Genomic DNA, 24,389 nt, shown 5'->3' with positions numbered 1-24,389 from the left:
CGCCCCTTCCTGGGCTACGCAGCGTCGAGCAGGTCGATCACCTTCTCGACGTCGTCCCGGCCGGCACGGAACTCAAGCACTTTGGCGCCCTGGGTGCGCAGAAGTTCTACGGCGCTCAGGATTCCGGCAACCTTGGGCGAGGGCTCGTCTTCGCCGGAACTGGAGCACTCGGAGTGGCTCTCCACCTGCTCATTCAGGTCCCGGTTTTTATCTTCCAGTTCCACGACGTCGGCTTCAAGGTCTTCGACCACAGCGTAGTGCACCTCGGCCTGAATGTAGTTCCGGGCAATCCACAGGGCGGTGGTGCGCGAACCCATGCCAAGGTCTGCAACCATTCCGCGGTGTGCGGCGTCGGCCAGGCGGATCTCTTCAACCGTCGCGTCAGGGTCGGTCTGGCGGAACTGTTCGACGACGGCCTCGGGGACGGGAAGCAGGCGGCGGTAACCGGCGGCGGCATGCTCTCTTTCCACCACGTCCTTGAAGTGTGAGGCTACGGCGTTGTTCACCACCTCGGGAAGCTTCGCCCGGCCTCCGATGTGCCAGTGGGCGGCAAGGCCCTTTTCGTCGGTGACGAGGACGTCGGGGAATGCTTTGCCGTGACTGCCGTCGGTGCAGGTCCGCTTCTCCATGGGGACCGGGAAGGAGAAGACTGCCGTGTAGGCGGTGCCGTCCAGCAGGGTGATGACGAGGCCCTCGGAGGTGAGGTCCACGGTGGCAAGGTCCGGAGGTGTCGTGCTCACAGGGCTTTTGCCCCGCCGGTGCAGTTCTGGGTGTGGCGGATGGCCCTCGGGCACCGGTCGTTGCCGCATTCGGTGCACGGCATGGCCATGACGTGTTCAGGGGAGCGGTCGGCGAAGAATGCCAGGTACCTGCAGCAGTGCAGGCACGAGCAGCGGCGGCCGGGGGTGAAGAATACGAACCGGTTCCCCATCTCCTCGACGGTGATCCCTGTCCCGTGAAGCGATGTGAGAGCATCGGCGATCTCGATGGAACGGGTCAGGGACAGCGGGCGCTGGACGGCGAAGACGGGCCGTGCCGGCTTGTTCATTTCGAGGACGACGGACTCCGGGGCGGCAAGAAGGAGGGGCTCTGCGGCTGCAGATGCGGACTGCGGTCTTTCATTCACTTGGTGTACTCCCGTTCGGGCAGTTATGGACAGTGTGCGGGGCCTTGGAAGCCGGCGCCCGGAAAAGTTTGGCGGGCATCCCCTGTTGCAGGGTGCTTATGGGCTCTATGTGTGCGGAGGACGGCGGATCTCTCGACGGGGCGCCACCCGGGCATGGAAAAGCCCCGCCGGTCTTGCCCGGCGGGGCTGGCAGCACTGACGTTATTCCACAGGACGGCGGGGGTACCGGACTGCCTGGCTGGCTACGGTGTCCTGACCGCGGCGGTAGGGGTTGTGGTCGCCGGCCAGGTCGATGCGGGTGGGCCGGGCAGCCTGCCGTGTGCCTGACTCATGGCCGGCATCCCAGGCTGCCTCGAGGGCAGGGGCGAGCACGCGGACCAGGTGGGCTGAGTGCTCATTGAGGAACGTCCCGACGTCGTCGTGGAGTTCACGCCGGCCGGTGTGCCGGGGGTCTTCCTGCACCCAGAAGCCGTAATGGCTGTGGCTGCACGAGCAGTCGTAGCTCTCCACCAGGGGTTCGGACCATCCGTCGCCTTCAGTGGAATGGGTGAACTGGTGGGCGGCTGTGATTTCCTCCAGCAGCGCCGCGGCAGGGGTCACGGGCTCAGGCACACTCACCCTCCATCATGCGCGGCCGGGACAGAACGGTGATCGAGCCGAAGTACTCCCAGAGTTCCTCGTCGCACAGCGGAGTGCTGATACCGGTGGCCGACCAGCTGCCGTCCTCGTTGCGCAGGGCCAGCCCCGGTCCGATGCGCCCGGAGACGCGGACGGAGGTTCCGGGTTCGAGCGCCGTCAGCTGGGCGAGGTCGTCGACGGGGGTGCCCAATGCGGGTGTCCTTTCGGGGTGGCGGTTGGCCGCGTGTGAACTGTTGCTGTTCCATTCTTCTGTGTTTTCCGGAATGAGGAGAATGTTTCCTCCGCGCGCACCGTCGCTCATACGGCCGGAATGACTGTGCCGAGGTAGTAGATGCGGGCGGTGCGTGCCCAGAGGGCGTAGTCATCGAGGTCGTCTCCGATGCCTGTTGCCGACCAGAGTCCGTTCCCGCCGCAGATGGCCACCCCCGAGGAGGCGTCCGTCTTGTTGATGAAGCCGACGCTGGATCCTGCAGGCAGCTGTGACAGCTGTGAGCCGGACAGCTCTTCGGAAGGTTTCGGTGCAGCGGTGCCGCGCTCGGCCCAGAAGGCGGAGTGGGTCTGCGGGAAGAAGGCGTTCGTGCCGTCGGAGGTGGCGATGCCCACGGGGTGCCGGCCCCAGAAGTCCTCGTCGTCGGATTCAGAGCTTGAGGGGACGGAGAACAATGCCAGGCATTCGCGGCCCTGGACGTCTTCCCATGAGCTTGCACCGACCGCAGCCATGACCTTCACTGCGTAGTCCATGCCGTAGGCGGTGCTGGTGCGTTCTCCGCGTACTGCCTTGCCGTCAAGGGCATAGCCGCCGATGCTGGTAAGGCCGGGGCCGCCGTCGGGGTAGGACAGGTGCAGGTCGATGGTCATCACGCCGCCGTGGTCGGAGATACCGAAGTGGCTCTTTACGATGATGGCCCGGCGGGCCCGGTAGGTGACCCCGTTGAAGGTCATCGGATGCGAAAGGCTCATGCTGCTGCCCCTTCTTTCTTTTCGGAGAGATGGCCCGGCGCCGGGCGGACATCGGGAACCGAAGCGGCGGCGTCGAGGATGGCGGCAGCCATTTCACGCAGCGCTTCGGGGGCGTCGTCGGGGATCGACTCAGCCAGGGCGGAGAGGGAAAGCAGTGACGCTGCCATCACGGGGGCAGAGTTCACCGCGGCAACCGTCAAGTACGCGGTGCGGTGGTCCGTACCGAAGTCCAGTGCGTTGCGTCCGTACCGCTCATCCAGGGCTTCCTCAACCAGGTGGAAGTACTCCTGCCCGCGGGTGGTCATATCCCCACGGGCAGTGCTGATAAGCCACTCAGGGTTGCTGGCGTCGGCTGCCATCTGGGTGATCTGCTCAAGGTTCGTGTTCATATCCCCTATGTGTGCGGACAGGTGCGGACCTTTCACCGGCAGGCCGGCGCCGCTGCCCGTAGGTGCCGTCCTGTTTAGGCTGCGGCCAGTGTCTGTTCGGCCGCAGGAAGGAACGGCAGGACCTTGGCCGTGCGGCGCCGGACAGTGCGGACGGGGACGGTGTAGCCCTGGTCGGGTTCGAAGAAGTCCATGAGGGCACCGGTGTTCTCCGGCTGGCGGAGGGTGTCGATCGCTTTGACTTCCAGCTGGCGGATACGTTCGCGGGTGAGGCCCAGGATGTCGCCGGTTTCCTGGAGGGTGCGCGGGAGTCCGTCGGTAAGACCGTGCCGCAGTGCCAGGATGTGCGCTTCGCGCGCCGGGAGAAGATCCAGCGCGCTGGTCAGTGCCCGGTTCAGGTCGTGGTGCTCGGCAAAGTCGAACGGGTCCGGAGCCTCCGGCTCATGGATGGTCTGGTAGCGCGCGTCGAAGCCTTCCAGGCCTTCGTCGTCCTCGTCGCCGTCGTTGATGCGGGCATCCAGCGAAAGGATCGGCTGGGTGCGGCGGCGGGCCAGGAGTACGGCTTCCACGGCCATGCCGGTGGCTTCGGCGACCTCTTCCGCTTCAGGGAAACGTCCCAGGGTCCCTTCCAGCTTTGTGGTGACGGCATGGAACTTCGTGATGACGTCGTGGTAGTGGATCGGGAAACGGATGGTGCGGCTCTGGTCGGCGACGGCACGGCTTACGGCCTGCCTGATCCACCAGGTGGCGTAGGTGGAGAACTTGATGTCCATCGTGTAATCGAAGCGCTCCACGGCGGTCATCAGTCCGATGTTGCCTTCCTGGATGATGTCCAGGAGATCCATGCCGCGGCCGCCGAAGCGGCGTGCGATGGAGACGACGAGGCGAAGGTTGGCGTGGAAGAACTTATCGTTTGCTTCCCGTCCGCGGCGGGCCAGCAGCTCGAGGTCCAGGGCTTCCCTGCGGCTGCGTTCGGTTCCGTCCCCGAGCAGGTGCTGTGCATACAGGCCCGCTTCGATGGCAGCACCGAGTTCCTTCTCCTCTTCGGGCTTGAGGAGCTTGTACCGGCCGATGGTCGACAGATAGGTCTTGATGTCGTCGGCGCGCCTCCGTTCGTGGTCCGGGGACGCCGGTCCTTCGTAGGATGCTTCGGCGTTCTCGGCCCTGTCGGCGGGATGGATCTCGTTCATGTCCCTCATGTGTGCGGACGACCAGGTGTTTGTCCCCACCGGGTGCCGGCCCGGGCTGGACCGGCGCCCGGGAAAGGTCAGGAGGCCCAGCCGGTGCAGACTTCGTCCAGCTCCACCGGGATGCCGGAGGTACGCCGGACCGCGATCACCAGACGGAAATCCGGGCCGAAGGCGGCAACTGCGGGCTTGCCCGAATCAGGGTTCAGCCCGATGGCCAGCGAATGCGGGTGGAAACGTTCGACCCTGGTGTTGGCGGCGTCGTAGTCCTTCAGCTTTCCCAGCTTCGCCAGGAGTGCCGGGTCCAGGGCCATGTAGCCGGGGCTGTTGCGGTGCTCCACGGCAGCGGGGAAGAGGCTGTCCATGCCGGCGAACTTATCCACGCCTTCCATGACGGGTACTTCGAACGTCTCATCGGCGATGGTGAAGATGACGGAGGAGCCGTCGAAGTCGACTCCGGCATTGCCGCGGGCGCGTTTCAGGGCGGCCAGGGCCGGCTTGAGTTCGACGGCCGACAGCAGGGCAGCCCATTCATCTCCGGGGCTGGTTCCTTCAGTGCGCCCCTGGGCGAGGATGTAGGCGTCCGTTCCGGTTGCATCCAGCAGGGATGAGGTGACCCGGACCCGGATGCCGGCCAGGTGTCCACGGTGCTCGCCGGGCTTTGAATCCACGAAGAGCGAAGCGTTTACCAGGGCGTTTGCCAGCTTGCGGGCGGGAGCGGTGAACATGGAGGGCCTTTCGTCGGCGGGATGCCGGTGTGCCGGCAATTCGTATGTGTGCGGACGGGGCCGGTTCCCTGCACACCGGACGGGCCCGGACATGAAGAAGGCCCGCACCGGATAGTGCGGGCCTTCTCTTTACCTACGCGGTTGCTTAGCTCCGCCAGCGGTGGTCTTCGTCGCGGTAGCGTTCAGCTGCCATGTTGAGGGCTGAGTGGATGTCGATGGTCAGGACCCTCTCGCCGTTGGCGTCGGGCTCGGACACCTGTGCTCCCTGCTCCGCCATCCAGCTGTCCGGCACGTCCTCAAGCCTGCTGATGACGGTGTGCAGGTACTCCTGGCCGGCTTCGTGTCCGGTGCCGTCGATGGCCCCGTCCTGCTTCATGGACAGGCTGCCGAGTGTCTTCTCACCGTCGGTGACGCTGACGGACCCCACCAGGTTGTCTCCGTGCAGGAGGTAGCTGACTTCCTTCGCCTGGGGGAAGTGCTCGAGCGTGCCGGCGGCGACCGTGGAGGCGGCCCATTTCCTTTCGACGGCTTCGAGCCGGGCCATTTCCTCGCGGACCCGATCTGCCTTGTCCCGGGCGATCGAGGACCGCTTCTGGATCTCGCTCAGGTCCTCCTGGACGTCCTGGGGTGCATCCCTGACGGCGATGCGGTCCCGTGCCCACTCCACTTCCTCCTCCTCAAAGGCATCCGGGTGGGTGACCTTTACGACGTCCATCACGTCGGCCTTGGGCCGCCCGTAGTAGTAGTCGTGCGCGGCGTAGAAGCGGTTCTCACTGCGGTACTCCTCCGGAATTGCCGCGTTGCGCTCCTCGGAGAGACGGAGGTAATCCCCATCATCTCCGGTCATGAAGCGCTGGACTCCTTCCGCTTCGATCTTGAAGGGTTCTGCCGCCCCGTACGGTGTCCATTCGCCCATCTTCAGTTTCGCCGTATCCCGGGTTTCCGGGGGTGCAGCGAGAGTCACTGCGGACTCTGCCTTCTGGTCGTGGGCGAATTGGCCTCCGTCGGAGACACCGGCGGGCTTGCGTTTGAAAATTCTGTTCAGGTTCATGCCTACCTGTGTGCGGCGGGATAGGAAAACTGCAGAACCACCGGACAGTGCGCGCACGGGGACGGGCAGGCAGCGCCAAAGCGGCGGGGTCAGCCGGCAAGCACCAGCAGCGCCCGGGTAATGAGTCGGCCGAGCGGCCAGGCGAAGAGGAGTGCCAGGACGATGATTATGGCTGCCCAGGAAACGATCTGCACTGGGTCGATATAGGACTCGGCGCGCTCTTTGGCCTTGTTCGGTTTCGTGCTCATGACACTCCCCTGAGGATCCGGCCCCGGACGCGGTCCAGGGCGAGCAATGAAAGTGACACGGCAGTCAGCAGGTACCCGGCCGTTGCGGCACCGTCCCCCCAGGACATCCACTGCTGAAGACTGTCGAACTGCAGGCGCTGGCCCCACTTGCCGAGCTGGAATGCGGCGGCCGAAGCAAGCAGCAGCAGTATGGCGGGCAGGCCGAAAACCTCCGCGATGGTTTGCAGGCGTTTGCCGGGCATTGGGGCGTTCCCGGCGGTGGTGCGGGCGAAAAGGTTCTTGAACATGGTTCTCTCCAGGGTGGTTTTCAGTGGATGGGTGAGGTCCGGGGCAACTGCCACGGATTCACCGGGGTCAGGCAGCCATCCGTCCGGCTGCTTCCCGCGGCTGGTGGTGGGCACAGGGGGCCGGCATTCCGCAGAGGCCGCAGACGTACCTGCCTCCCATGCGGGCAGGCGGGGCATCCCGGTGCAGGACTTCGCGCTGGCCGGTCCGGGCGGCGCCGGTCATCAGGGCGATGGAGAACTCCAGCGGGATCGGTTCCGGATCCAGCCGCGGTGCAGTCTTCCTCGCCCGGAGCTTGCCGTCTTTGAGGACTATCAGGCCCCAGTCCGCCGGCAGCTCGCCGGGCTTGACGATGTCCGCGTCAGGCACGACCAGCCACCAGTGGGTCATGTAGCGCTTGACGGCTTCAGCCTTGGTCGGGTCCTTGAGCTCGTTGCGCCAGTCCGCGCGGGAGATCTTCACCTCGTGCCCGTGCAGGGCCATGGTGGAGGAGTGCCGGTCCGCGGCCACGAAGTCGGCCACCCGGGCGCCGTCCCTGTAGCCGAGGCCGGACTGGACGTGCTCGGCCCGGATCCAACGGTCGGTGATGGTGCCGCGGCGGATGTCGGTGTACCGCTCCAGCAGCGCATCGAGCATTGAACGCTCCGTGTGTTTTTCAGCCACGGGGCGGCATCCAGAGCAGTACGAGCTTCCGGGGGCGGTACCGGGTCAGCGTGCGCCGGAAGAGCTGGATCGACCACGCCTCGTCCCTCTCGCCGGGGCGTGCCAGCGGGTCCAGTTTCACCCAGAGGGGTCCGAGTCTCGTCCACAGCACAGGGGAGGTGGAGGTGTCCGGGTCCATCATGACGATCGAGCCGTCAGGAAGGGCATCCAGTTCGTTGGACGTGTTGATCTGCGGGTAGTCGGGGCGGGAGTCCGTGAGCCGTTTGGGAGGAAGCCGCCTATACACCGGTGGCCTCCGGGTTCTTCCAGGCAGTATGTCCGCCGTTTCCGGTATCAGCGGAGCGGGGGACACCCTGAAGGTGCCGGAAGGAGATGTCTATCGACCGGTTCCCTGAACGGCGTGCATTGAAGCAGATCGCCTCCCCGAGGGACCCGTCGGCCTCCGCCTGGAAGTCCCCGCCCAGTTCAAGGCCGATTTCCCGAAGGAAGAGCTCGACGTCGTCGGAGGTCACCGCCGGCGCGTCCGTCATGGGGCGGACGTGACCCCTGACGGCGGCATACGAGCCTGACAGGGTGTCGCCCGGAACGGATGCGGGTTCGGGAGCGAAGATGATGACATCGGTAGCACCCAGGGCGACGGCTGAATCGAGGATGGGGCGGATGATGCTCTCGTAGGCGGTCATGATTTCTCCTGGAGGGCTTTGTTCCGCTTGGCGGCACGGCGCCGTCGACGGTCCTCGCGGGCGACACGGCGGGTCATCGGTGCAATGAGCGCGGAGGAGGCCTCTGCTTCTTCGAGCACTTCCCGGTTGGCGCGGATGATGTCGTTGTAGCGGGAGATCAGTGGACCGGCGTCGCTCTGGTCCATGGGCGGCAGCGGGTGGATCCGGTTCTGCCTGTCGCGGATGCGCTGTATGGAACGCTGGGCAGAGGCGATGGCGTCCCTGGCGTTGCGTTTGCGCAGGGCAATGTCCGAGGCTCCGTTGTCCTCAAGTTTGTAGGCCCGGGCACGCCGGTCAGCGCGGGGAATGGACACGGACAGATCCGGTCCGGGGTTGTTTGCACGAGTCATGGTCAGATTCCAGTTCCGAAGTGTTCAGGGGCGTTGGATCCGGGTTTCACCGGTTTGTCGTGGGTGCCGGCCGCGGCCAGGACGGTCACTTCGCGCAGGTGTGCCGAGGCGGTCCCGTTGGAGGAGATCAGCCAGGAGCCGACGACGAGCTGGTCCTGGCCGAGGCCGTCGATGACGGTGGCTTCCATGTCGAAGACGCCCTGCTTTTCCGTTTCGAAGACGGCAAGGACGCGGTCTCCGGCAGCCACGCCGGCGACGTCGACAGGCGGGCGCGCTGGGGCGGCTTCTTCGGGGCGGACCGTGTCGGCTGACTCCTCCGGGACGGGCTCCGGCTCCGGAAGCTCCTCTGCAGGAGGCTCTTCGTCCGGTGCCTTCTCCTCGATCGTCGGCTCCTCCTCTACGGGTGCTTCTGTGTCTGCCGGCGTCGGTTCGGGCTCAGCTTCCGGCTCAGGTGCGGCTGCGGGCGCGTCCGGGACCTCGGGTGCGGGATCTGCCTCAGTCACCGGGATTGCCGGGGCCTGCGGTGCAGGCGCCTCGATGAGCAGGTCACGGGCGTTGCCGATGGCCAGGTCGGCTTCATTGACCAGCCGGAAGAGTTCAGCCTCGATACGCAGGACGGACACGCCGTGGGCGAGGTCGGCCAGCACGGACGGCATCGCGTCCTTCAGCCGGCGCAGGGCAGCAAGTTCCACCGGGATGGCACCGAGGGCTGCGGACTGGTGTTCGGCGAAGAGCGCCTCAGCCTTCTCGACGTCGCCCGGCTCGGGAACCTGGAAGACCGCACGGCACTGTGCATGGGCGCAGCGGATACGCGTACCCGAGCTGTTCCACTCATAGTCGGTGTGGAAGACCAGGGCGGGTTCAATGGCCGGAACGGCAGCAGGCGCTGCAGCTGCGGGGCCCGGCACCGCGGTGCTGTTCAGGCTGGTGACTCTGCAGGTGCTCATGATTCTTCCTGTGCGGCGGTTTCGTCCGGGGCAGGGTCGTCGGCGATGACCTCCAGGGACTGGATGTGCTTGGAGGGTTTGCCTGCCGTTCCCAGAAGCCAGGAACCGGCGGTCAGCTGGCCGCGTTCGATGCCTTTTACGGCCGCGGCGGTGATGGTGAATTCCCCGTAGCGCGGTGATCGGAATCCGGCACGGACCCTCTCACCGGCCTTCAGGTTCTCGAGGACGGCGGTGATGGCCTTGACGTCCCTGCGTACAGCAGCCACGGCCCTACCGCCCTGTCCGGGTGAGGGAGCGGTGGGAGGAGGCAGGCACGGGAGCCGGCACATCACCAGGGATCCCATCCACCGGGGCGAGAGTCTTCACTTCGCCCGAGACGGTGGCGCCGCCGGTATCGCCGGACAGGTATCGGCTGAAGAACACTGCCAGTGAGGCCACGGTGAGGAGCAGGCACAGGCCCAGGGTGACGACCGGAGTGTCGAAGCGTACCGAGACCACGATGGAGCTGAGTCCAAGGAGCCCGATGGCGCCGGTGCTGCGCCGCTCCTCGGTAGAACGGTCAGGTTCCTGCCCTGCGATGTCAGCGGACATCAGATCTACGGTCATCGGCACGAATGCGACGAATGCGTAGATTGCCAGGAAGGCGGCCATGGGCACCCAGCCGTCCGTGCCGTTGAGAAGCGCCATGGCAAGGACGGCAAGGGGGCCCAGGTACATCACGGGTGATGTCCAGGCTTTTCCGGAGGTGGTCAAATTCGTTTCCTGACGTGTGGGGTGTGCCGCGGCAACAGAGGGGGCGGCTTTACCACCTATGTGTGCGGACGGTTCCGGGCTTCTCACCGGCCGCCGGTGGAACTACCGTCCGGGGTTGGCCGGCAGTTCCTCTCCGTCGTCGCCGATGACCGTGAGGCGGTTGCCGTCAAGCTTGATCAGCACGTCGACATCCCGCCCGTCGATGGTCACTTCGGCCATTGCCCCGGCACCCCCGGCGTCATTGACGTCGCGCCAGTTGGCCTCGCCTGCGTCGGCGGTGATCCCGTACGTCTCGAACAGTCCCGACTCCATCATGCTCTGGCGTGTGTCGGAGGGGCTGGAGCCCGAGATCATGGCGGTAAAAACGCTCACAAACGTCAGGATGGCGCCTACGGCCGGGACCCAACCGGGGATGTCCCGGTATCTGTCGACGGCAAAGGACAGGGCCGTAAGGGCTCCGAAAACTCCGGTCAGCCACAATGCAACGGTGAAGATGGGCGCTGCTTCGACAGCGAAGATGTCAGAGACATCCATTTAGTGTTCGTCCCCGGCCTGCTCCAGCACGGCTGCCTCGAACCCGCGGGAGTACAGGTGAAGCTTGCCGTCTTCCCATTCACCGCCGAGGATCATGACGTCCTGTTCGGTGGTTCCCTTGAATTCGTATCCATCCAGGTCATCCCGGACGATTGCCGTGGCGGCTTCCTCGCTGATTTCCAGGCCGTAGACGGCGTTGAGGCTCAAGGCGGCGCTTTCTGCGGCTTCGGCGGTCTCGGTGTTGTACCCGATGACCATCCAGCCCCAGATGCCTGTCCAGATGACGGCGGCGGCGATGACTGCGCCGGTCAGGAAGGATTTCCATGAGCCTGCAGCCGCATCACGGGCGGGCTTGTATGCGCTCAGGAGCAGCAGCACGGCTGCGGCCAGGGCGAGGGGGATGATGAGTCCCATCGGTGACTGCGCCACGGTGTGCGCTCCGATGTACGGGATGGTGTCCACGGAAAGTCTTTCTCTAGCGGGTGGCCGGGCCGGTCAGGGCTGCAGCCGGGTTCTTCCGCTATGTGTGCGGACGCCTACGCCTCTCTCACCGCCGGCGGCAGGATCAGGGTGACCTCGGTATCCGGGCGCAGGTGCACGAAGCTGTCGTTGATGAGGACATTGCCGTTGCGCAGGTAATGGATGCTCAGCAGCGGGTAGGTCTCCTCGGGCGACGCTGCTGTGCCCGGCCGGTTGTCCCGGTACCAGATGCTGCGCGCCTCCATTCCCAGGTGGCGCCCGGAAAGCTCAACAGCCGGGATGGTCATCGTGCTGCCGTGGATGGCCGGGTGGGTGTCGGAATGGCCGGAAACGTACAGGGCGTCATCCAGCATGGACCGCAGACCGGGGATGGATTCCAGGTCGCGTTCGTGGCGCTCCAGCGACTCCCGCATGGAGGTGACATTGGCCAGGGCCGTGCGCTGCACATACAGCCATGCCTTCTCGGGAAGGTCGGGCAGCTCGGCGTCCTTGTCGCGGGTCTTCATGAGTTCAAGGTCCCGTGCCTTGAATTCCTCGAGGGTCAGTTCACGCACGCGTCTTCACCTCGAATGCTTCGTCATTTCCGGGAACATAGAGCGCGTAGGCGACGTCGGCGTCGTTGAACGCATCCCGCCACGCAGCACCGCCCAGGGACAGGTTCTCTCCCGCAGCAGGACCGGTTTCAGCCCGGACCCGGGTCACGTAGGAGTGCCGGTCGCCTTCGGGACCGCAGTATGTGAGCCTGGCGTACGAGTTCACGGGGAGCTGGTTCCAGCGGTGCTGGGAGAGGATCTTTTCCATACCCCCTATGTGTGCGGAGGGTACCGGGTCTCTGCCCGCACTTCCTACCGGGGCCGCGGTTTGGTCAGCTCGGCGATCCGGTTCCTGGCAAGGCGGAGGTCGCGGACGATCTCCCGTGCACCGGCCGGCAGCCCGTCAAGGTCCGGACCGAAGTACGAGCGGGCCAGGGAATCCACCTCCTCCGCAATGACACCCTGCCGCCACCGTTCGACGGCCAAGGTGTTCCGGTACTGGGCGGTCAGGTGCTCGATCTGTTTGAACAGCTCGCCCGCCCTGTTCCGGAGCCAGTCGACGTCGGCTTCCAGCCCGGCGCGGACCCGCGAATCCCCGTCTCCGGCATACACACCGTCGCGTTCAACATAAACGGTCGGCAGGTCCTCTTCCTCCGCAAGCTTGATGCCGGCTATGCGGGCGGCGGTGCGGGCAAAGCCGGCCACCTCGTCGCGGGAGCCGAAGGTGAAGCTCTCGATGCCGTTGCTGACGGTGGTGCCGGAGACAATGACGGAGACCTTGCCGTCGGCCCATTCCCGGACCGTCAGGTTCCCGCCTTCGCTGCCGTTGTAGTCAGTGTCATTGCTCATGAGAGGTGTTCCTTTCCTTCTGCCGCGGATGCGGCTGACCTGCGTTCTTCTTCGAGCTGCAGCCTCCGGTACGCGCGGCGGAGCCGGCGCAGGCGGACGATCTTTTCTCCGCTCCAGCCGAACCGGCCTGCAAGTTCCAGCATGGAGCGACCGTCCCAGCCGACGGTGATGCCGTAGATCCAGGCGAAGTCAGGTGCGGATGCCCAGTCGTTGGAGCTGAAGGTAACCGTGTCGTGGAGAGAGCTGAGCGGCTCCGGCGGCCGGGCGGCTACGGGCTCGGGAAGTGCTGCGGCGGACACGGGTTACACCTCAACCTGGACGATGCGGATGGACTCGCGTTCGCGCTGGAGGTTCTTGTCCCAGTAGTCCCAGTTCGCAGCCATTTCCTCGTACCTGGGCAGGTAGTCCCCGAGCAGCTGGGCCTGGAGGTAATAGTCCTCGGCAATCAGTTCGCGGACCGCGTTGACGGACAGCTCGATCTCCTGGACTGCTTCCATCGGGAGGTCGATGGAGAAGGCGCGATCGTGCTGGTAACGGAAGACGAAGGAATATCGGAGGGCGAAGGCGGGGGATGCTTGAGCGTTCATGACCCCTATGTGTGCGGCGAAAGGCCAGGCTCTCCCCGCGGGATGTCAGGCCGCGCGGGCAGCCCGGTTCTGCTGCTCGACGACGGTCAGGACGGTGCCGGCGCGCAGATAGGGCCAGGACCCGTTGATGAGGACGCCGCCGTCCTTCAGGTGCTGGATGTTCGAGATCAGGTATGTCCGCTCTCCCGGATCCGGCCGGGCCGTTTTCTTCCGCTCCCGGTAGGTGAGGCTGCGCACCGTCGTACCCAGGTGCCGGCCGCTGAGGTCTGCCGCCTCAAGGGTTGCCGGGGCGCCGTGGATGAGCGGGTGGGTATCCGTCTCCCCGGACAGGTAGGCGAAGGTGTCCAGGTTCTCGCGGGTTACTGCGGCCCAGGCGAGTTTGACGTCCATGGCGCGCTGCTCGGCACGGGCCGATGCCAGTTCCATCGGAATGGTGGACTGCATCCATGCCCACTCGTCGTCGCCCAGGACCACCGCGTCGCGGCCGGCGGCAGTGTTCAGCGCATGGTTGCGGGCCTTGAATTCCTCCAGCGTCAGCCTAGGCATCGTCGTCCATCCGTTCCGGCGGCGTGTGGGTGTATCCGGCGAGGTAATCGGCCCAGGGCAGGCTTCCGGTCATCTGGCTGTAGAGGCTGAGGGAGGACGCATGGCTGCGGACCGCCCCGTCGATCGTCTGGCGCAGGGCGTCGGGCAGCTGACGGGCCCGGTCGTAGTGCTCGTGCGTCGTTTCCGGAAGGGGCTTTCCATTGGATGCAAAGAGCTCAGTCCGGCGGCGCTTGTATTCATCGAAGCCGATGGGCTCAATCTCCGGAAGTTCGCCCCAGCCCGGGACCGCGAACTGCGGGCGGGTGTCGGCTGTATTCAGGCGCCCTTCAACACGGGGGAGCGCCTCGATAACGATCAGGCTGTGGGCGTACACCCGGGTCGTGTCGTTGGCGCGGGTCTTGTTCTTAGGGCTGATCTGGTCGAGGCTGCCGAGGGTGACCATCCGGTCGACCGCTTCGACGACGCCTGCCACCTTCTCGGGGAATTTGCCGGTCTTGAAGTAGATGACGGTGTCGCCGACGTGGATTTCGGCGCCGCGGGCGTCCTGGGTCATGAGTCCTCTTTCGGATGGGGCTGGATGAAGTCTTCGGTGTCCTCGTCGTACACGAACGTGTCGGTCGTCATGGGGGCCGGGCTGCCGAGCAGAACGGTGGCTTCGGCGATGCTGATGGACAGCGGGCGGAGACCGCCGGAAGGGTCCGACCTGCCGATGAATGCGAAGTCCGTTTCTCCTTCATGCCGGCTGACGTGGACGGTCTCGGAGGGGCGAAGGAAGCTGCCTTCGTAGTCGTTGGCCTCAGCCCGCAGACACAGCAGGTCCGGGATCTGACGCGTATGGAAGGATCTGTCCTCCCGTTCCAGACAGGCCGTCCAGCCGTTGGCCAGCGCACGTGAGAAGAGGTCGAGGATTTCCTCATCGGCCGGGGCTGCGGCCAGCCCGCCGATCCATTCGTCGGCCTGCGGGGTGGGGATCCTGTCCCCGTTCAGATAGCACCGGAGATCGTTGTCGTCCGATCCGGCGAACACGGTCATCATGGGACCGTCCCTGCTGACGCTGCCGAACCGCAGGATCCAGCCGATTGGCATCCCGTCCAGCGTTTCGCGGACCAGGGAGACGGTGTCGACCCGGCGTGCTGAAGCAGCGGCCGCCATCCCGGTCAAGGCAGCGGGAGGGACTGCGCCGGGGGAGATGTGTGCCTCTGCGGCCATGGCTACTTCACCCCCGCGCTGAGCCGGTTCCGGATTCCGGCTATTTCACGGTCGTAGGGCTTCTGGGTGCCGGTGTCACCGAGCATGAGTGCGGCACCGTGGCGGCATTCGTCCAGGAAGGCCATCTGGGAGGGGGTTAGCCGCCGGCTTTCAAAGTCCTCGCGGGCGGCCAGGATGCCGTAACGGATTCGCTCTGCATGGCGCGGGGCCAGGCCGCGGGACGGCTTCGTCCGCAGCCTGGTAGAGGGGGTCGATGTGGTCATGCCCTCTATGTGTGCGGACGGGCGTGTTTCTATTCCCGCTGCAGCCCGGGCCAGTGAGGTACGACATCCTCGGCGGCGCAGCGTGGGGGCATGAGCTGGCTAGAAGCCCGTGAAGCACCTCCTGCGCCCTTCCTCCGGCATGGGTTCGCCGTGGGCTGCCCGGTAGCGGTAGGTCCGGACGTCAGGGAAGTCCAGCACGGCCCTGACACGTCCGGCCACAGGCTCTTCCAGCTCGCCTGCCATCAGCTTCCGGCGGGCACGGTTCAACCACTGGTACAGGGCGTTCTCGTCTTCGGAGGTGGGCCTGTGTCCGTGGCGCGAGGTGTAGATCTCCGCGCGGACCAGCCAGCGTTCGAAGGCAGCTGCGCGTCGGGATTCCGCCCGGACCGTGGCAGCGGATTTGGCCTTCGGCTCAGGGCAGAGTGCCCCGGGAATCCGGCCGAGCATCTCGACGACGGCCGGGGGAAGATCCCCGTTCTGGAACCGGCGCCTGACGGTGGCGTTGAGGAACATGAACAGGCCGAGTTCGGCGATGTCCCCACTGCGTGCAGACGGCAGACGTCCGACCGCGGAATGGAAGGCCAGGAGCTGTTCGGCCCGGCCCACCATCCTGCGGTCTCTTATAGCGCTCCCCCGATTCGCTGTTACGTTCACAACGTCACTTTATGTTTCGGACACGGTTTCGGACAATCGCGGGCGGATTATGGAGCACACGTCATGTAATGTCCACTGCCGGAATGACGCCTACCGCCTGAATACCTCCAGGGAATCGCGTCCGGCGCCCCAGCCGAAATCTTCCCCGGGTACTCCAAGTTCGTCGATGAGCCGCAAGCACTGGACCTCTATCCGGGCCGTGTAGCCGCGGAGCATGAAGAAGACGGGGTGGGCGTGCCCGTGAATCAGTTCGGTCAGGTCTGACAGCGTCGTTTCGCCGGATTCGGCGCGTTCAAGGGCGGCCAGGGTGCGGCGGCGTCCGGGAATTCCGGCAGGCAGGGTGACGAGCAGGGAAATGCCGACAATTCCGATGAGGCAGACTGCTGTGAAAAGGATGGTGTTCAATGGGTGCTTTCTTTATCGAGACTTCGTACTTTCCCCCCGGATAAACCGTAGGCGATCCTCCCGGCAGTCAGCGCATCATGCAGCCGCGGTGAGGGGCGGCGTGGACCCTGTGTTCGGTGCAGCAGAAGTCCTCATGGTTGCAGCGCACGAAGGTGAACCGCTCTGTCAGCTCATCCAGGGAAGTCCGGTCGATGATCCGGCCGTTGCCGAAGGGGTTCTCGGCCAGGAACACCTGCCTGTGCGAACGGAGCCCGGACAGGGTGTACTCGATGCCGGTGGCTGACTCACGGTAAACGGCACCGATGTGCGGCTGCGGCCGGCTTGTGCCTTCAGCTGTCCCGTCCACCGGAATCCCTTCCACTGCCGGCCCGGACTCCGGCAATGTAGGCCGCGGCTGCCTCGGCGCTGCCGGTGGCGAACGCATCAAGGGGACCGCCGGGGACGACGTCGACGTCGAAGGAGTCCCCGGCCAGATACACCGTGATCCGGCCGTCGTCGTACTGCCAGATCGCAGTAAGCTCGCCGTTCTGAGGCCGGAGGCCGTTGAAGAGGACCGGGTCCTTCAATCCGAACCGGCGTGCGGCTTCGACCATTTCGGTCATGCGGTGCCGTGCCCGTCGTGTCTGAGGTGAGGCCGGGGCCTCGGGGAAGTTCAGGGCCCTGCCGGTGTCGCTGTTCATGTCGCTCCTGCTTGGTGTGGTCGGGGGAGGGGCTTACTGTTCTATGCCGGTTATGTATGCGGAGCCGGAACACAGGCTGCCCGGCGGCTACTGCGTATCGGCGGCCAGGGCTTCCTCCGCTTTATCCCGCGCCCGCTCACGCACGAACAAACAGACGGTGAAGGCGCCGGTACCAACAGCCAATGCCGCCACAGAGAAGAGCTGAATGGTGTAGGTGCCCGAACCCAGGATGCCTTTCCCGGTTCCAAGGACGATGGTCGCCAGCCCGAAGACGCCCATGACAAGAAGCCCGAAGATGACGATGAGAGAGCCGACGATGTCATAGTTCGTAAATGACCCGCGGGAGCTTTTCAGGGTGCGGTTGACGGTGGTTTTTGTACGGTTTCTCAATCGTTCTCTCTTCATTCCGGGGTGGATTGCGGTGCCGGGAAATGCCCGGTCAGTCTCCGCCAGGCTCCCGAACCGGCGGCAGGCCGCGTTCGGCCCGGGCTTCCCGGGTGATCATGACGGTCAGCGCATCGCGCAGCGTATCGACCGTGGGGAACGGTGCTGCAGGCTGCCAGTACGGGATGACGGGTGAGGCGATCCTCGGGCCCTTCACCCATTCGTCGACCATGGCCAGGACGGTGTCCTCGACGGCGGTGACAACGAGCATCACCATCGCCTCCGAGAGCGGCTGTGACGTCGTGAAGTCCTCACCGGCTTCATAGGCTGACTGCAGGTCCGCCGCGGCAGCAAAGATCCGGTCCTGTATCGGCACTTCCGGCGCAGTGTCGTCGTATCCGAAGGGGTACATGGTCAGTTCCTGGCGCCCTTGGGAACGGTCTCCCACGGTCCAACGGCACGGCGGGAAACCCGGAATCCGTTGCGGTGCATGCTGGCAATGTCTGAGGCTTCGATGTCGACGGGTCCGGTGTCTTCTTCGTCGGCGCGGTAGGCGAATTCGGGTTCGTAGGTTCCTGCGATGGATGCGACGGCGGTCATCGCTTCATCCCAGCCGCGCTGGTAGTCCTCGGTCTCTCCCACTGTGACGGGGGAGGTGACGGCTGCATCGTGGATGGAGGCCATGACGGCGGCGAAGTCCTCGGTGACTACTCCGGCAGGGCCCGAGGGTGCACGGTGGACGGGATCGAGGTCGTTGGCCAGTGCGCGCAGCGCAGCGGCTGCCTCAGGCCGGTCAAGGTCGGCGGTGCCGATATAGGCGTAGCCGGACTCGGGGTGGATCCAGATGGTCGCGACAGGCTTGGTGCCCAGGGTGGATTCAACCGGCGAGTCCGGGAGGGGGAGGGAAGTCGTCATACCGCTTATGTGTGCGGCATTGAGGCGTTCCCTCCCCGGCGGCCGTGTTTTCAGGCGTCTCCGGAGTTCATGCCTGCGGCGAGGGCGGTCACTTCGTCACGGTATTTAACGTAGGTGGTCTCTGAGTCGGCAGTCATGACCCGGCGTACCCAGCGGGCCAGGGGGCGGGCGTCCTGCCAGCCGGGCATACGTCCGTTGGCGGCGGTGTATTCCTTGAGCTCACGGAAGTACGTCTCCGAGCTCTTGCGTTCCCGTGCGGGAGCAACCGTGCCGGCGATGGCCGCAATCGGGGCGAAGTCCTCGTCCTTGATGGCGCCGGAACGGATGCCGGGGCGAAGGCGGTCCGCAAGGTAGTGGCCCAGGGAGCGTTCGGCCTTATCGTCGGCCCCGGTGCCGGGAAGGCGTCCGTGGGTCCGGTGGAAGTCGGCCACGGCTTCTGCCCACTCGCGGTGGGTGCGGGTCGGACGGGTCTCAAGGGCGCCGGGAACGGTTTCGAGCTGGTCGATGTAGTCCTGGTGCAGCTTGCCGGAGCGGTGGTTGGAGCGCTGTACGTTCAGCCAGTTGGCCAGGCGGTATTCCTCGGCATCCTTGGAGCGGCGCTTGGGTACGTCACCGTGCGTTTCAACCCACGCGGACAGGTCGGCAAATACGGCAGACCAGATGCGGCGGTGCCGCGGGGTCGGTGCGGCAGGGGCTTTGGCCGCTGCCTTTTCTTCAGTTGGTGCAGTCATTCTGGGCATCCACAATTCTGTATCGGATCTGGTTGGGGGAGTTATTCGTCGGCCCGGCGCTCGGCTGCCGCGATGTCCAGGCCGGAGGGAAGCCACAGCAGGACGACCTCGCCATGTTCGGCGATAAGCCTCTCGGAGGTTTCGCCCCAGTCGGCGTCCGTGGTGCAGAACCACTCATGGCGCCGTGCCCCGCCGTCGGTGAACACGAGCCGTTTCTGCCAGGCATGCGGGTTCATTTCAGTGTTCAGGACGATGGAGAGCACGGGCAGTCCCTCCAGCTCATGCCGGGTCAGCGGCAGGCCGTTCACTGCGGTGCCGGAGGGAAGCACAGGGGTATTCATACCCATTATGTGTGCGGCGGTCGGATGAACTCTCACCGCTAGCCCGGGAACGTGCGCAGGTCGTGGAGGAAGCTGGTGATGGCCCAGTCTCCCGGGCCGTCTTCACGGACGGAGTAGGTCAGGTACCCGTTGGTCACCTGGCGGCCGTCGCCGGCTTCACCGATTCCCGGGGTGACCCTCATGGTGTAGTTGACGTTCATCCGGAAAGCGATGCCGCCGTCCGCTGCCAGCCATGCTGCGTCGGGGGTGATGGTGCGTTCGACAACGCGCGGGCCTGAGTCGTAGATGTACGAGTAGCCCTCGTAGTCCTTGGTCTGCCACGGTTCGCGCTGGACGACCGATTTGCCCTGCTCGAGCGAGGTGAGCATTTCGGGACGGTTGTCAGGGTGGAAGTCGCCTTTATGGTCGCCCCACCAGTCGTCGACGCTGACACCCTCACCGTTGAGCGGGGAGTCGATACCTTCCTCGGCGGCGAAGGTCAGGGCGAAGCGGTACGCATCGGTTACCTCGTCCCGGGAGTATTCGGCAAGGACGTCACTACCGACCGCCTCGTCGGGAAGTTCCCAGGCCGGATCGGATTCGGTGACGGTGCTCTGGCGGTATTTGCCGAAGGAAGTCTTCACCGTGCCGGCCGTGGGGATGGAGGATCCTGCTTCAGCGGCCGCAGACGTCTCGGGTGCAGGATCCTCAGTGGAGCAGGCGCCGAGCGACAGGGTGACGGCAAGGGCCCCGGCCAGTGCGCCTGCGCGGAGCAGGTGCCGGCGGGCGGGCTTGGTGGATTTCGATGAGTAGCTCACATTGTCTTCTATGCGCTCCGGGACGTGACGGGGCGCCGAAGGCAAGTGTCAGAGGAGAACTCCGGGGACCGGAAGGGGCCGTGACCGGGCCAGGAACAGCTCATCCGGACGCCAGATCCAGTCCTCATGGCCGGGCTCCTGGGATGCCAGTACCGACTCGATGACGCCGGACCGCGGGGCATGGTAGATCCCTGAGCTCCATGCTGCGTTGGCCTCGATAACGGAGAAGCGTCCGGCGGTGTCCGTGCCTACGTCCAGGCTGTATCCGGGCGGCTGGTCGGCACCCATGGCATCCACTACTTCCTGGGCGAAGGCGGCGGCCTCGGAGGCGTCGGGGCTGCGGTCTTCGGGGAAGGCGTTCCACGTCAGTTCGACGTCGGCGCCGCGGATGCCCGGGACACGGCTGATGTAGTGGGACGATGCGGTCACCCGGCCGTGGGCGATGAAGCAGCGGTATTCGCGTTTGTAGTCCATGAGGCCGGAACCGGTGTAGTGAAGGCTGTCTATGGCCGGCGGCCCCGTATCGTCGGGCCGGGAGGGGTCTTTGAAGGCTCCTGCAACACGCTCCAGGAACGCCTGAGGGCCCTGCAGGGGTCCGGCGGGTATTCGGGCGTGCTTGTGCTCGCTGAGCTTGTAGAAGGCCTCCTGGCGCCCGCACGGGGATTTAATTGAGCCGAGTCTGCCTGTCCAGACACGGCGGCCCAGATACCGGTCCGGCACACGGGAGAGCCAGTGCGGTCCGGCGGACAGGAACGGGTGGCTGATGCCGGACTTGAGCAGGCGCATGGCCCAGCTTCCGGAGCACCAGAGCGCAGTGTCCTTCATGTCGGGTACATCCAGCCCGACAGACCCCTTTACCTCGATGGTTCCTGCCTCGGCGAGGTCGCGTGCCAGCCAGGCTGCCGGTGAGACGACAGTGAGGCGTTCGTACTGCATGGGGTCCTTCTGTGTGGGTGGGAAAGGTTGAGGCCCGGCACAGGATGGTGCCGGGCCGTATCAAGCACCGCTTCTAGCGTACGAGGACCTCGTTGGAGTCGCCCCAGTCTTCGTCGTCGCCGGTTTCAGGGCTGAAGCCGATCGCTGCGCTGGTGAGCATCTTCGGCGTCGTCAGGTGTCTGAAGGCCCCCATGCCGCTGGCGATGGACGGTGCGGTGATGGTGATCTCCGCTTCCATGGGCACGTCCTCTCCATTGACCTCGAACGTGGCGCCAGCAGTGACTTCGAAGGTCAGGAAATCCTCGTGGACGTTGTTGGCCGCTTCCAGCAGGAAGGGCGGGGCCTGGGGTTCATCGTCGGGCATCTCGTCCAGGGCTTTGATCTGCTCCGGCGTCAGGTGCTCGGAGATCCAGGCGAGGAGCATATCGTCCTGGTCGTCGTGCATCTGGGTCAGGATGGTCAGGGCGGCCAGGAAGGTGTCTGCAACGACCTTGACGCTGATGCTGGGGGCGGTGCCGTCCGGGTTCGGCTTGAGGTCGAGCCTGCCGGGCACATTCGTGGTCAGGGTGAAGACTGCCTTCTCGTCACCTTCGGGGTGGGTGGCGAGATAATTTGCATCAAGAGTTCTCATGCCGCCTATGTGTGCGGACAGGCCCGGCACTCTCACCGGGCACGCGGAAGCCCCGGCACAGTCAGTACTGCACCGGGGCTTCGCGGGGACGGGTGCTAAGCCGTGAGGAGGACCTGCACGTCATCCCAGGTGAACGGGACGTACCTGTCTTCTTCCGCGCCCCGGATGACGTGACCCTTCCTGGTCACGGAGATCAGCCCGTCAGTGCCACCGGGTACGGAGCCCACGGGCAGTTCCTGCAGGTACCGGAGCAGCTCCACGACGAACAGGCCCGGCACCTCGTGCCCGAAGACGGCGCTGGTCCCGTCGGCCATGTTCAGGAAGCAGTGCGTTTCGGAATCCGGTGCGGTTCCGAGCAGGACGAAGTAGCCCGTGTGCGGGTCGGTTTCGACCTTAAGGCTGCCGGTGAGGCCGTGTTTTTCGATCAGGTCCAGTACGGCCTGCTTCTCGGTCCCGGTGAAGTCGTCGGAGCACATTCCCGTGAAGTCCACATGGGTGTCACTGCCGGTGTGGTCGAGGCCGTGCGAACACCAGGGGACGATGGCAGGGTTGTTCGGGAAAGTCATCGAAGTCCTTTTCCGGTCAGGACGCGGGGGTGAGTCCGGCGCTGCGGTAGTAGCGCAGTTCGTCGAGGCCGGCGCGGATGTCGGTCATGGCCGTGTGGTCGCTGTCCTTGGGCGGCATGGCATCCCAGGCGGCCGGGTTCCAGCGGCGGACAAGTTCGCCGACGGAGGTGATGTCGATGACGCGGTAGTCCATGTTGGCGTTGGTGCGGTGGAAGAACTTCTCGATGACGTCGTAGTCGAACTTCACGCTGTTTCCGCCGACGATCATGCCGCGGTACTTGACGCCGTCCACGATCTCACCCTTGGCGGGGAAGTACGGGGCTGCGAAGGCTGCCAGATGGATGTCGAACTGTGAGCGCGTCATGGTCGAGGCGCGGACACGGTCGATGAGGCCGGTCTTCGTGTGCATCTCGGTCACGTAGTCATTCATGACCGCCAGCTCGTCTTCATCGGCGTGGATCGTGAAGGGGCCGAAGGATGCCAGTTCGTTGAGGTTGGCGTCGGTGATGACGGCAGCGCCTTCGAGGGGCACCGCTTTCGGGTTGTTCATGAGGCCGGTGGCTTCGAAGTCGAGCCAGAGGACGTTGTCGGGATCGGGGATCGGCATGGTTACTGCTCCTGCTGGTAGGGGTTGTTGGACAGGGTGGCTTTGCCGTCCCAGTCGCGCATTTCGGAGGCGCCTTCGGCCCAGGCTGCTGCCAGCCGCGGGTCATTGTGCGGGCATTCCGCAGTCACGTCGCCGTAGATGTCGGCGGGTTCGGATGCGCCGTCAATCCAGGCGGATGAAAGGGAAGGGGCGGAGGTGTTCGGAGTGTTCATGTCACCAGAGGTCCTCGGGCTGGCAGCCGTCGTTCGTGCACCGGTAGGTGACGGCGATGAAGCCGGGATCGAATCCGACCCGGCCGCCTATGAGCATCGGGCCGTAGCCGGTGTTGTCCCAGGTGTCCTTGGACAGGAACCGGCCGCAGGCACCGCAGCGGCCCGGAGCTCCCTTGACACTCGGTGTGCGTGCCTCCAGCAGACGCCGGTACTCGGCCCATTCAGCCGGGTAGTCCTGTTCGGGCGCCGGTGAAATCTTCGGCAGGTCTGCGGTGATCACGGGATGCTCCTCGGTTCCAGGGGGCGGCTCTGTCTGCGCCCTTATTCCCTATGTGTGCGGAGAGGGCCGGAAACCTTCCCGGGAACAGGAAAGGCCCCGGCCTGTCCGTAGAGGAGAGACCGGGGCCGTTCGCCGGTGGTGCTAGTTGGTACCGGGGATAACTACTCCGGTGCCGCCGCCGGGCCAGCAGGTGAAGCCGGCCGGGAGCTGGTAGCCGCTTTCGGCGGACTCTGCCAGCGTGTCCAGGCACTTGGAGACCAGGACGTTCGGGTCGTTGCTCACCGAGGAGGACAGCTGACGGTTCGCTTCGGCCTGTGCCGCTGCGGTCTGCTGCTTCTGCTCTGCAATACGGGTCTCGCCGATCGCCGCAACGTAGTCGTCCAGCTTCTTCTGGGTGTTGTCCGAAAGCTGCATGTACGAGATCGTGATGGACTCGACCTGGGCCATGGCCTGGTCGCCCAGACGTGCCTTCATGTCGTCTTCAACAACCTTGGAGACGGCGTCGTAATCCGGGGAGAAGGACAGCTCCGCAGAGGAGGCTTCCTTGCTGGCTCCGTTGAACTGGGCCACCGGGTTGTAGTCGCTCAGTGCCTTCTGCAGGGAAGCCTTCAGCTGGGTGCTGATGACCGCGTCGCGGAAGGACAGCGTGGGGTCGTCGGACTTGAAGTCCTTGTAGACCCGGTCAGCTTCGGACTCGACAACGCTCCAGCGGTTCGTGATGGAAATGCAGGCCTGCGAGCCGTCGCCGATGCGCACCTGGATGCAGGAGTCGCCGCGGTATTCATCCGTCTGGATGGTGCCGTCGATTTCAACGACCTTCTGCCACGGCAGCTTGGCGTGCAGACCCGGGGAGAGGGTCTTCTCGGAAACCTTGCCGAAGGACACGAGGACGCCTGCGTTCTTGGCGGTCACGGACGTGAAGATGCTGGAGCTGAGGATGGCCACGGCTATCAGGAGGGCAACTGTCCCGATCCCGACGGGAACGGCCGAGGGGACGTCAAGAACTCCGCCTGCAGTGCTGCCGGCCCGTGCTTTCTTGAGCTTGAGCCCCAGGGAGAGAACAATCAGGCCGCCGATAAGGAAGATGGCGGAGGCTATGACGCTGAACAAATGGGCCTGCTTTCGGTGCTTCGTAGGGAGGGGCCGAATCTGGCCCGCACCACCTATGTGTGCGGAGCGCCCGGAATCTCTCTCCGCCGCACGT

46 protein-coding genes are annotated in these 24,389 nt (G+C 65.2%); all 46 read right to left on the bottom strand.

The annotated features are described in order from the left end of the window. Positions 1-14: 14 nt before the first annotated feature. A complete protein-coding gene (locus N2K99_RS18760; protein WP_227934750.1) occupies positions 15-740 on the bottom strand; it encodes a hypothetical protein in 726 nt (241 codons plus the stop codon). Beyond that, positions 737-1,126 (bottom strand): hypothetical protein, encoded by a 390-nt coding sequence (locus tag N2K99_RS18755; RefSeq protein WP_227934749.1) that lies wholly within the window; start codon positions 1,124-1,126, stop codon positions 737-739. The genes N2K99_RS18760 and N2K99_RS18755 overlap by 4 nt, the downstream gene beginning before the upstream one ends. Positions 1,127-1,327: 201 nt before the next feature. Next, entirely contained in the window at positions 1,328-1,738 is a 411-nt protein-coding gene (locus N2K99_RS18750; protein ID WP_227934748.1) for a hypothetical protein, read from the bottom strand. Further along, the gene (locus N2K99_RS18745) at positions 1,731-1,955 is read right to left on the bottom strand and encodes a hypothetical protein (protein ID WP_227934747.1); all 225 of its coding nucleotides are present in this window, start codon (positions 1,953-1,955) and stop codon (positions 1,731-1,733) included. The genes N2K99_RS18750 and N2K99_RS18745 overlap by 8 nt, the downstream gene beginning before the upstream one ends. A 107-nt stretch (positions 1,956-2,062) precedes the next feature. Continuing rightward, positions 2,063-2,725 carry a hypothetical protein gene (locus tag N2K99_RS18740; RefSeq protein WP_227934746.1) on the bottom strand — a complete coding sequence of 221 codons (663 nt, stop codon included), beginning with the start codon at positions 2,723-2,725 and terminating at the stop codon, positions 2,063-2,065. Continuing rightward, positions 2,722-3,114 (bottom strand): hypothetical protein, encoded by a 393-nt coding sequence (locus N2K99_RS18735; protein WP_227934745.1) that lies wholly within the window; start codon positions 3,112-3,114, stop codon positions 2,722-2,724. Before N2K99_RS18735 ends, N2K99_RS18740 begins: the two co-directional genes overlap by 4 nt. Before the next feature lie 74 nt (positions 3,115-3,188). Beyond that, entirely contained in the window at positions 3,189-4,301 is a 1,113-nt protein-coding gene (locus N2K99_RS18730) for an RNA polymerase sigma factor RpoD/SigA (protein WP_227934744.1), read from the bottom strand. Between the two features lie 77 nt (positions 4,302-4,378). Further along, a complete protein-coding gene (locus tag N2K99_RS18725; protein ID WP_227934743.1) occupies positions 4,379-5,026 on the bottom strand; it encodes a hypothetical protein in 648 nt (215 codons plus the stop codon). Between the two features lie 145 nt (positions 5,027-5,171). Further along, positions 5,172-6,077, bottom strand: a complete 906-nt coding sequence (locus N2K99_RS18720; protein WP_227934742.1) for a hypothetical protein — start codon at positions 6,075-6,077, stop codon at positions 5,172-5,174. 89 nt (positions 6,078-6,166) lie between these two features. After that, positions 6,167-6,325 carry a hypothetical protein gene (locus tag N2K99_RS18715; RefSeq protein ID WP_227934741.1) on the bottom strand — a complete coding sequence of 53 codons (159 nt, stop codon included), beginning with the start codon at positions 6,323-6,325 and terminating at the stop codon, positions 6,167-6,169. Then, the gene (locus N2K99_RS18710) at positions 6,322-6,612 is read right to left on the bottom strand and encodes a hypothetical protein (protein WP_227934740.1); all 291 of its coding nucleotides are present in this window, start codon (positions 6,610-6,612) and stop codon (positions 6,322-6,324) included. The genes N2K99_RS18715 and N2K99_RS18710 overlap by 4 nt, the downstream gene beginning before the upstream one ends. 67 nt (positions 6,613-6,679) lie before the next feature. After that, positions 6,680-7,273, bottom strand: coding sequence for a hypothetical protein (locus N2K99_RS18705; protein ID WP_227934739.1), 594 nt, complete (start codon positions 7,271-7,273; stop codon positions 6,680-6,682). Continuing rightward, positions 7,266-7,559, bottom strand: coding sequence for a hypothetical protein (locus N2K99_RS18700; protein ID WP_227934738.1), 294 nt, complete (start codon positions 7,557-7,559; stop codon positions 7,266-7,268). The genes N2K99_RS18705 and N2K99_RS18700 overlap by 8 nt, the downstream gene beginning before the upstream one ends. Then, positions 7,552-7,956, bottom strand: a complete 405-nt coding sequence (locus N2K99_RS18695) for a hypothetical protein (protein WP_227934737.1) — start codon at positions 7,954-7,956, stop codon at positions 7,552-7,554. Before N2K99_RS18695 ends, N2K99_RS18700 begins: the two co-directional genes overlap by 8 nt. Then, entirely contained in the window at positions 7,953-8,345 is a 393-nt protein-coding gene (locus N2K99_RS18690; RefSeq protein ID WP_227934736.1) for a hypothetical protein, read from the bottom strand. Before N2K99_RS18690 ends, N2K99_RS18695 begins: the two co-directional genes overlap by 4 nt. A 2-nt stretch (positions 8,346-8,347) precedes the next feature. After that, the gene (locus N2K99_RS18685) at positions 8,348-9,292 is read right to left on the bottom strand and encodes a hypothetical protein (protein WP_227934735.1); all 945 of its coding nucleotides are present in this window, start codon (positions 9,290-9,292) and stop codon (positions 8,348-8,350) included. Next, a complete protein-coding gene (locus tag N2K99_RS18680) occupies positions 9,289-9,558 on the bottom strand; it encodes a hypothetical protein (protein ID WP_227934734.1) in 270 nt (89 codons plus the stop codon). Before N2K99_RS18680 ends, N2K99_RS18685 begins: the two co-directional genes overlap by 4 nt. 4 nt (positions 9,559-9,562) lie before the next feature. Continuing rightward, entirely contained in the window at positions 9,563-10,045 is a 483-nt protein-coding gene (locus N2K99_RS18675; protein WP_227934733.1) for a hypothetical protein, read from the bottom strand. Positions 10,046-10,147: 102 nt separating this feature from the next. After that, positions 10,148-10,579, bottom strand: coding sequence for a hypothetical protein (locus tag N2K99_RS18670; RefSeq protein ID WP_227934732.1), 432 nt, complete (start codon positions 10,577-10,579; stop codon positions 10,148-10,150). Continuing rightward, positions 10,580-11,041 (bottom strand): hypothetical protein, encoded by a 462-nt coding sequence (locus N2K99_RS18665; RefSeq protein WP_227934731.1) that lies wholly within the window; start codon positions 11,039-11,041, stop codon positions 10,580-10,582. Positions 11,042-11,115: 74 nt separating this feature from the next. Beyond that, positions 11,116-11,613 carry a hypothetical protein gene (locus N2K99_RS18660; RefSeq protein ID WP_227934730.1) on the bottom strand — a complete coding sequence of 166 codons (498 nt, stop codon included), beginning with the start codon at positions 11,611-11,613 and terminating at the stop codon, positions 11,116-11,118. Then, entirely contained in the window at positions 11,606-11,860 is a 255-nt protein-coding gene (locus N2K99_RS18655) for a hypothetical protein (protein ID WP_227934729.1), read from the bottom strand. The genes N2K99_RS18660 and N2K99_RS18655 overlap by 8 nt, the downstream gene beginning before the upstream one ends. A 44-nt stretch (positions 11,861-11,904) precedes the next feature. After that, positions 11,905-12,441, bottom strand: coding sequence for a hypothetical protein (locus tag N2K99_RS18650; RefSeq protein WP_227934728.1), 537 nt, complete (start codon positions 12,439-12,441; stop codon positions 11,905-11,907). Continuing rightward, positions 12,438-12,740, bottom strand: coding sequence for a hypothetical protein (locus N2K99_RS18645; protein WP_227934727.1), 303 nt, complete (start codon positions 12,738-12,740; stop codon positions 12,438-12,440). The genes N2K99_RS18650 and N2K99_RS18645 overlap by 4 nt, the downstream gene beginning before the upstream one ends. 3 nt (positions 12,741-12,743) lie before the next feature. After that, entirely contained in the window at positions 12,744-13,028 is a 285-nt protein-coding gene (locus tag N2K99_RS18640; RefSeq protein ID WP_227934726.1) for a hypothetical protein, read from the bottom strand. 45 nt (positions 13,029-13,073) lie between these two features. After that, on the bottom strand, positions 13,074-13,574 hold the full coding sequence (locus N2K99_RS18635; RefSeq protein ID WP_227934725.1) for a hypothetical protein: 501 nt from the start codon (positions 13,572-13,574) through the stop codon (positions 13,074-13,076). Further along, on the bottom strand, positions 13,567-14,127 hold the full coding sequence (locus N2K99_RS18630) for a hypothetical protein (RefSeq protein WP_227934724.1): 561 nt from the start codon (positions 14,125-14,127) through the stop codon (positions 13,567-13,569). The genes N2K99_RS18635 and N2K99_RS18630 overlap by 8 nt, the downstream gene beginning before the upstream one ends. Continuing rightward, entirely contained in the window at positions 14,124-14,783 is a 660-nt protein-coding gene (locus N2K99_RS18625; protein WP_227934723.1) for a hypothetical protein, read from the bottom strand. Before N2K99_RS18625 ends, N2K99_RS18630 begins: the two co-directional genes overlap by 4 nt. A 2-nt stretch (positions 14,784-14,785) precedes the next feature. After that, a complete protein-coding gene (locus tag N2K99_RS18620) occupies positions 14,786-15,046 on the bottom strand; it encodes a hypothetical protein (protein WP_227934722.1) in 261 nt (86 codons plus the stop codon). A 99-nt stretch (positions 15,047-15,145) separates the two neighbouring features. Continuing rightward, positions 15,146-15,655 carry a helicase associated domain-containing protein gene (locus N2K99_RS18615; protein WP_227934721.1) on the bottom strand — a complete coding sequence of 170 codons (510 nt, stop codon included), beginning with the start codon at positions 15,653-15,655 and terminating at the stop codon, positions 15,146-15,148. 135 nt (positions 15,656-15,790) lie between these two features. Further along, a complete protein-coding gene (locus N2K99_RS18610) occupies positions 15,791-16,105 on the bottom strand; it encodes a hypothetical protein (protein ID WP_227934720.1) in 315 nt (104 codons plus the stop codon). Positions 16,106-16,172: 67 nt separating this feature from the next. Then, entirely contained in the window at positions 16,173-16,451 is a 279-nt protein-coding gene (locus N2K99_RS18605; RefSeq protein ID WP_227934719.1) for a hypothetical protein, read from the bottom strand. After that, a complete protein-coding gene (locus tag N2K99_RS18600) occupies positions 16,435-16,785 on the bottom strand; it encodes a hypothetical protein (RefSeq protein WP_227934718.1) in 351 nt (116 codons plus the stop codon). Before N2K99_RS18600 ends, N2K99_RS18605 begins: the two co-directional genes overlap by 17 nt. 87 nt (positions 16,786-16,872) lie before the next feature. Next, a complete protein-coding gene (locus N2K99_RS18595; protein WP_227934717.1) occupies positions 16,873-17,175 on the bottom strand; it encodes a hypothetical protein in 303 nt (100 codons plus the stop codon). Positions 17,176-17,224: 49 nt separating this feature from the next. Then, complete coding sequence (locus N2K99_RS18590) at positions 17,225-17,581, bottom strand: hypothetical protein (protein WP_227934716.1); 357 nt, start codon at positions 17,579-17,581, stop codon at positions 17,225-17,227. A 2-nt stretch (positions 17,582-17,583) separates the two neighbouring features. Next, the gene (locus tag N2K99_RS18585; RefSeq protein ID WP_227934715.1) at positions 17,584-18,084 is read right to left on the bottom strand and encodes a hypothetical protein; all 501 of its coding nucleotides are present in this window, start codon (positions 18,082-18,084) and stop codon (positions 17,584-17,586) included. A gap of 50 nt (positions 18,085-18,134) precedes the next feature. Beyond that, positions 18,135-18,815, bottom strand: a complete 681-nt coding sequence (locus N2K99_RS18580; RefSeq protein WP_227934714.1) for a helicase associated domain-containing protein — start codon at positions 18,813-18,815, stop codon at positions 18,135-18,137. Between the two features lie 41 nt (positions 18,816-18,856). Next, positions 18,857-19,156: a hypothetical protein gene (locus tag N2K99_RS18575; RefSeq protein ID WP_227934713.1), complete on the bottom strand. Its 300-nt coding sequence runs from the start codon at positions 19,154-19,156 to the stop codon at positions 18,857-18,859. A 38-nt stretch (positions 19,157-19,194) separates the two neighbouring features. Continuing rightward, positions 19,195-19,953: a hypothetical protein gene (locus tag N2K99_RS18570; protein ID WP_227934712.1), complete on the bottom strand. Its 759-nt coding sequence runs from the start codon at positions 19,951-19,953 to the stop codon at positions 19,195-19,197. Between the two features lie 48 nt (positions 19,954-20,001). Then, positions 20,002-20,889, bottom strand: a complete 888-nt coding sequence (locus N2K99_RS18565) for an ATP-grasp domain-containing protein (RefSeq protein ID WP_227934711.1) — start codon at positions 20,887-20,889, stop codon at positions 20,002-20,004. A 73-nt stretch (positions 20,890-20,962) separates the two neighbouring features. Continuing rightward, the gene (locus N2K99_RS18560; protein WP_227934710.1) at positions 20,963-21,520 is read right to left on the bottom strand and encodes a hypothetical protein; all 558 of its coding nucleotides are present in this window, start codon (positions 21,518-21,520) and stop codon (positions 20,963-20,965) included. Positions 21,521-21,615: 95 nt separating this feature from the next. Continuing rightward, positions 21,616-22,086 (bottom strand): hypothetical protein, encoded by a 471-nt coding sequence (locus N2K99_RS18555; protein WP_227934709.1) that lies wholly within the window; start codon positions 22,084-22,086, stop codon positions 21,616-21,618. Between the two features lie 16 nt (positions 22,087-22,102). Next, positions 22,103-22,693, bottom strand: coding sequence for an oligoribonuclease (orn, locus tag N2K99_RS18550; RefSeq protein WP_227934708.1), 591 nt, complete (start codon positions 22,691-22,693; stop codon positions 22,103-22,105). Positions 22,694-22,695: 2 nt separating this feature from the next. Then, complete coding sequence (locus tag N2K99_RS18545) at positions 22,696-22,905, bottom strand: hypothetical protein (protein WP_227934707.1); 210 nt, start codon at positions 22,903-22,905, stop codon at positions 22,696-22,698. 1 nt (position 22,906) lies between these two features. Further along, positions 22,907-23,185, bottom strand: a complete 279-nt coding sequence (locus tag N2K99_RS18540) for a hypothetical protein (RefSeq protein WP_227934706.1) — start codon at positions 23,183-23,185, stop codon at positions 22,907-22,909. A gap of 141 nt (positions 23,186-23,326) precedes the next feature. Beyond that, a complete protein-coding gene (locus tag N2K99_RS18535) occupies positions 23,327-24,295 on the bottom strand; it encodes an SPFH domain-containing protein (RefSeq protein WP_227934705.1) in 969 nt (322 codons plus the stop codon). Positions 24,296-24,389: the final 94 nt, after the last annotated feature.

The sequence above is a fragment of the Arthrobacter sp. zg-Y1110 genome (genome assembly GCF_025244865.1).
Taxonomy (GTDB): domain Bacteria; phylum Actinomycetota; class Actinomycetes; order Actinomycetales; family Micrococcaceae; genus Arthrobacter_B.
This window is presented reverse-complemented; position numbering and strand designations above follow the sequence as displayed.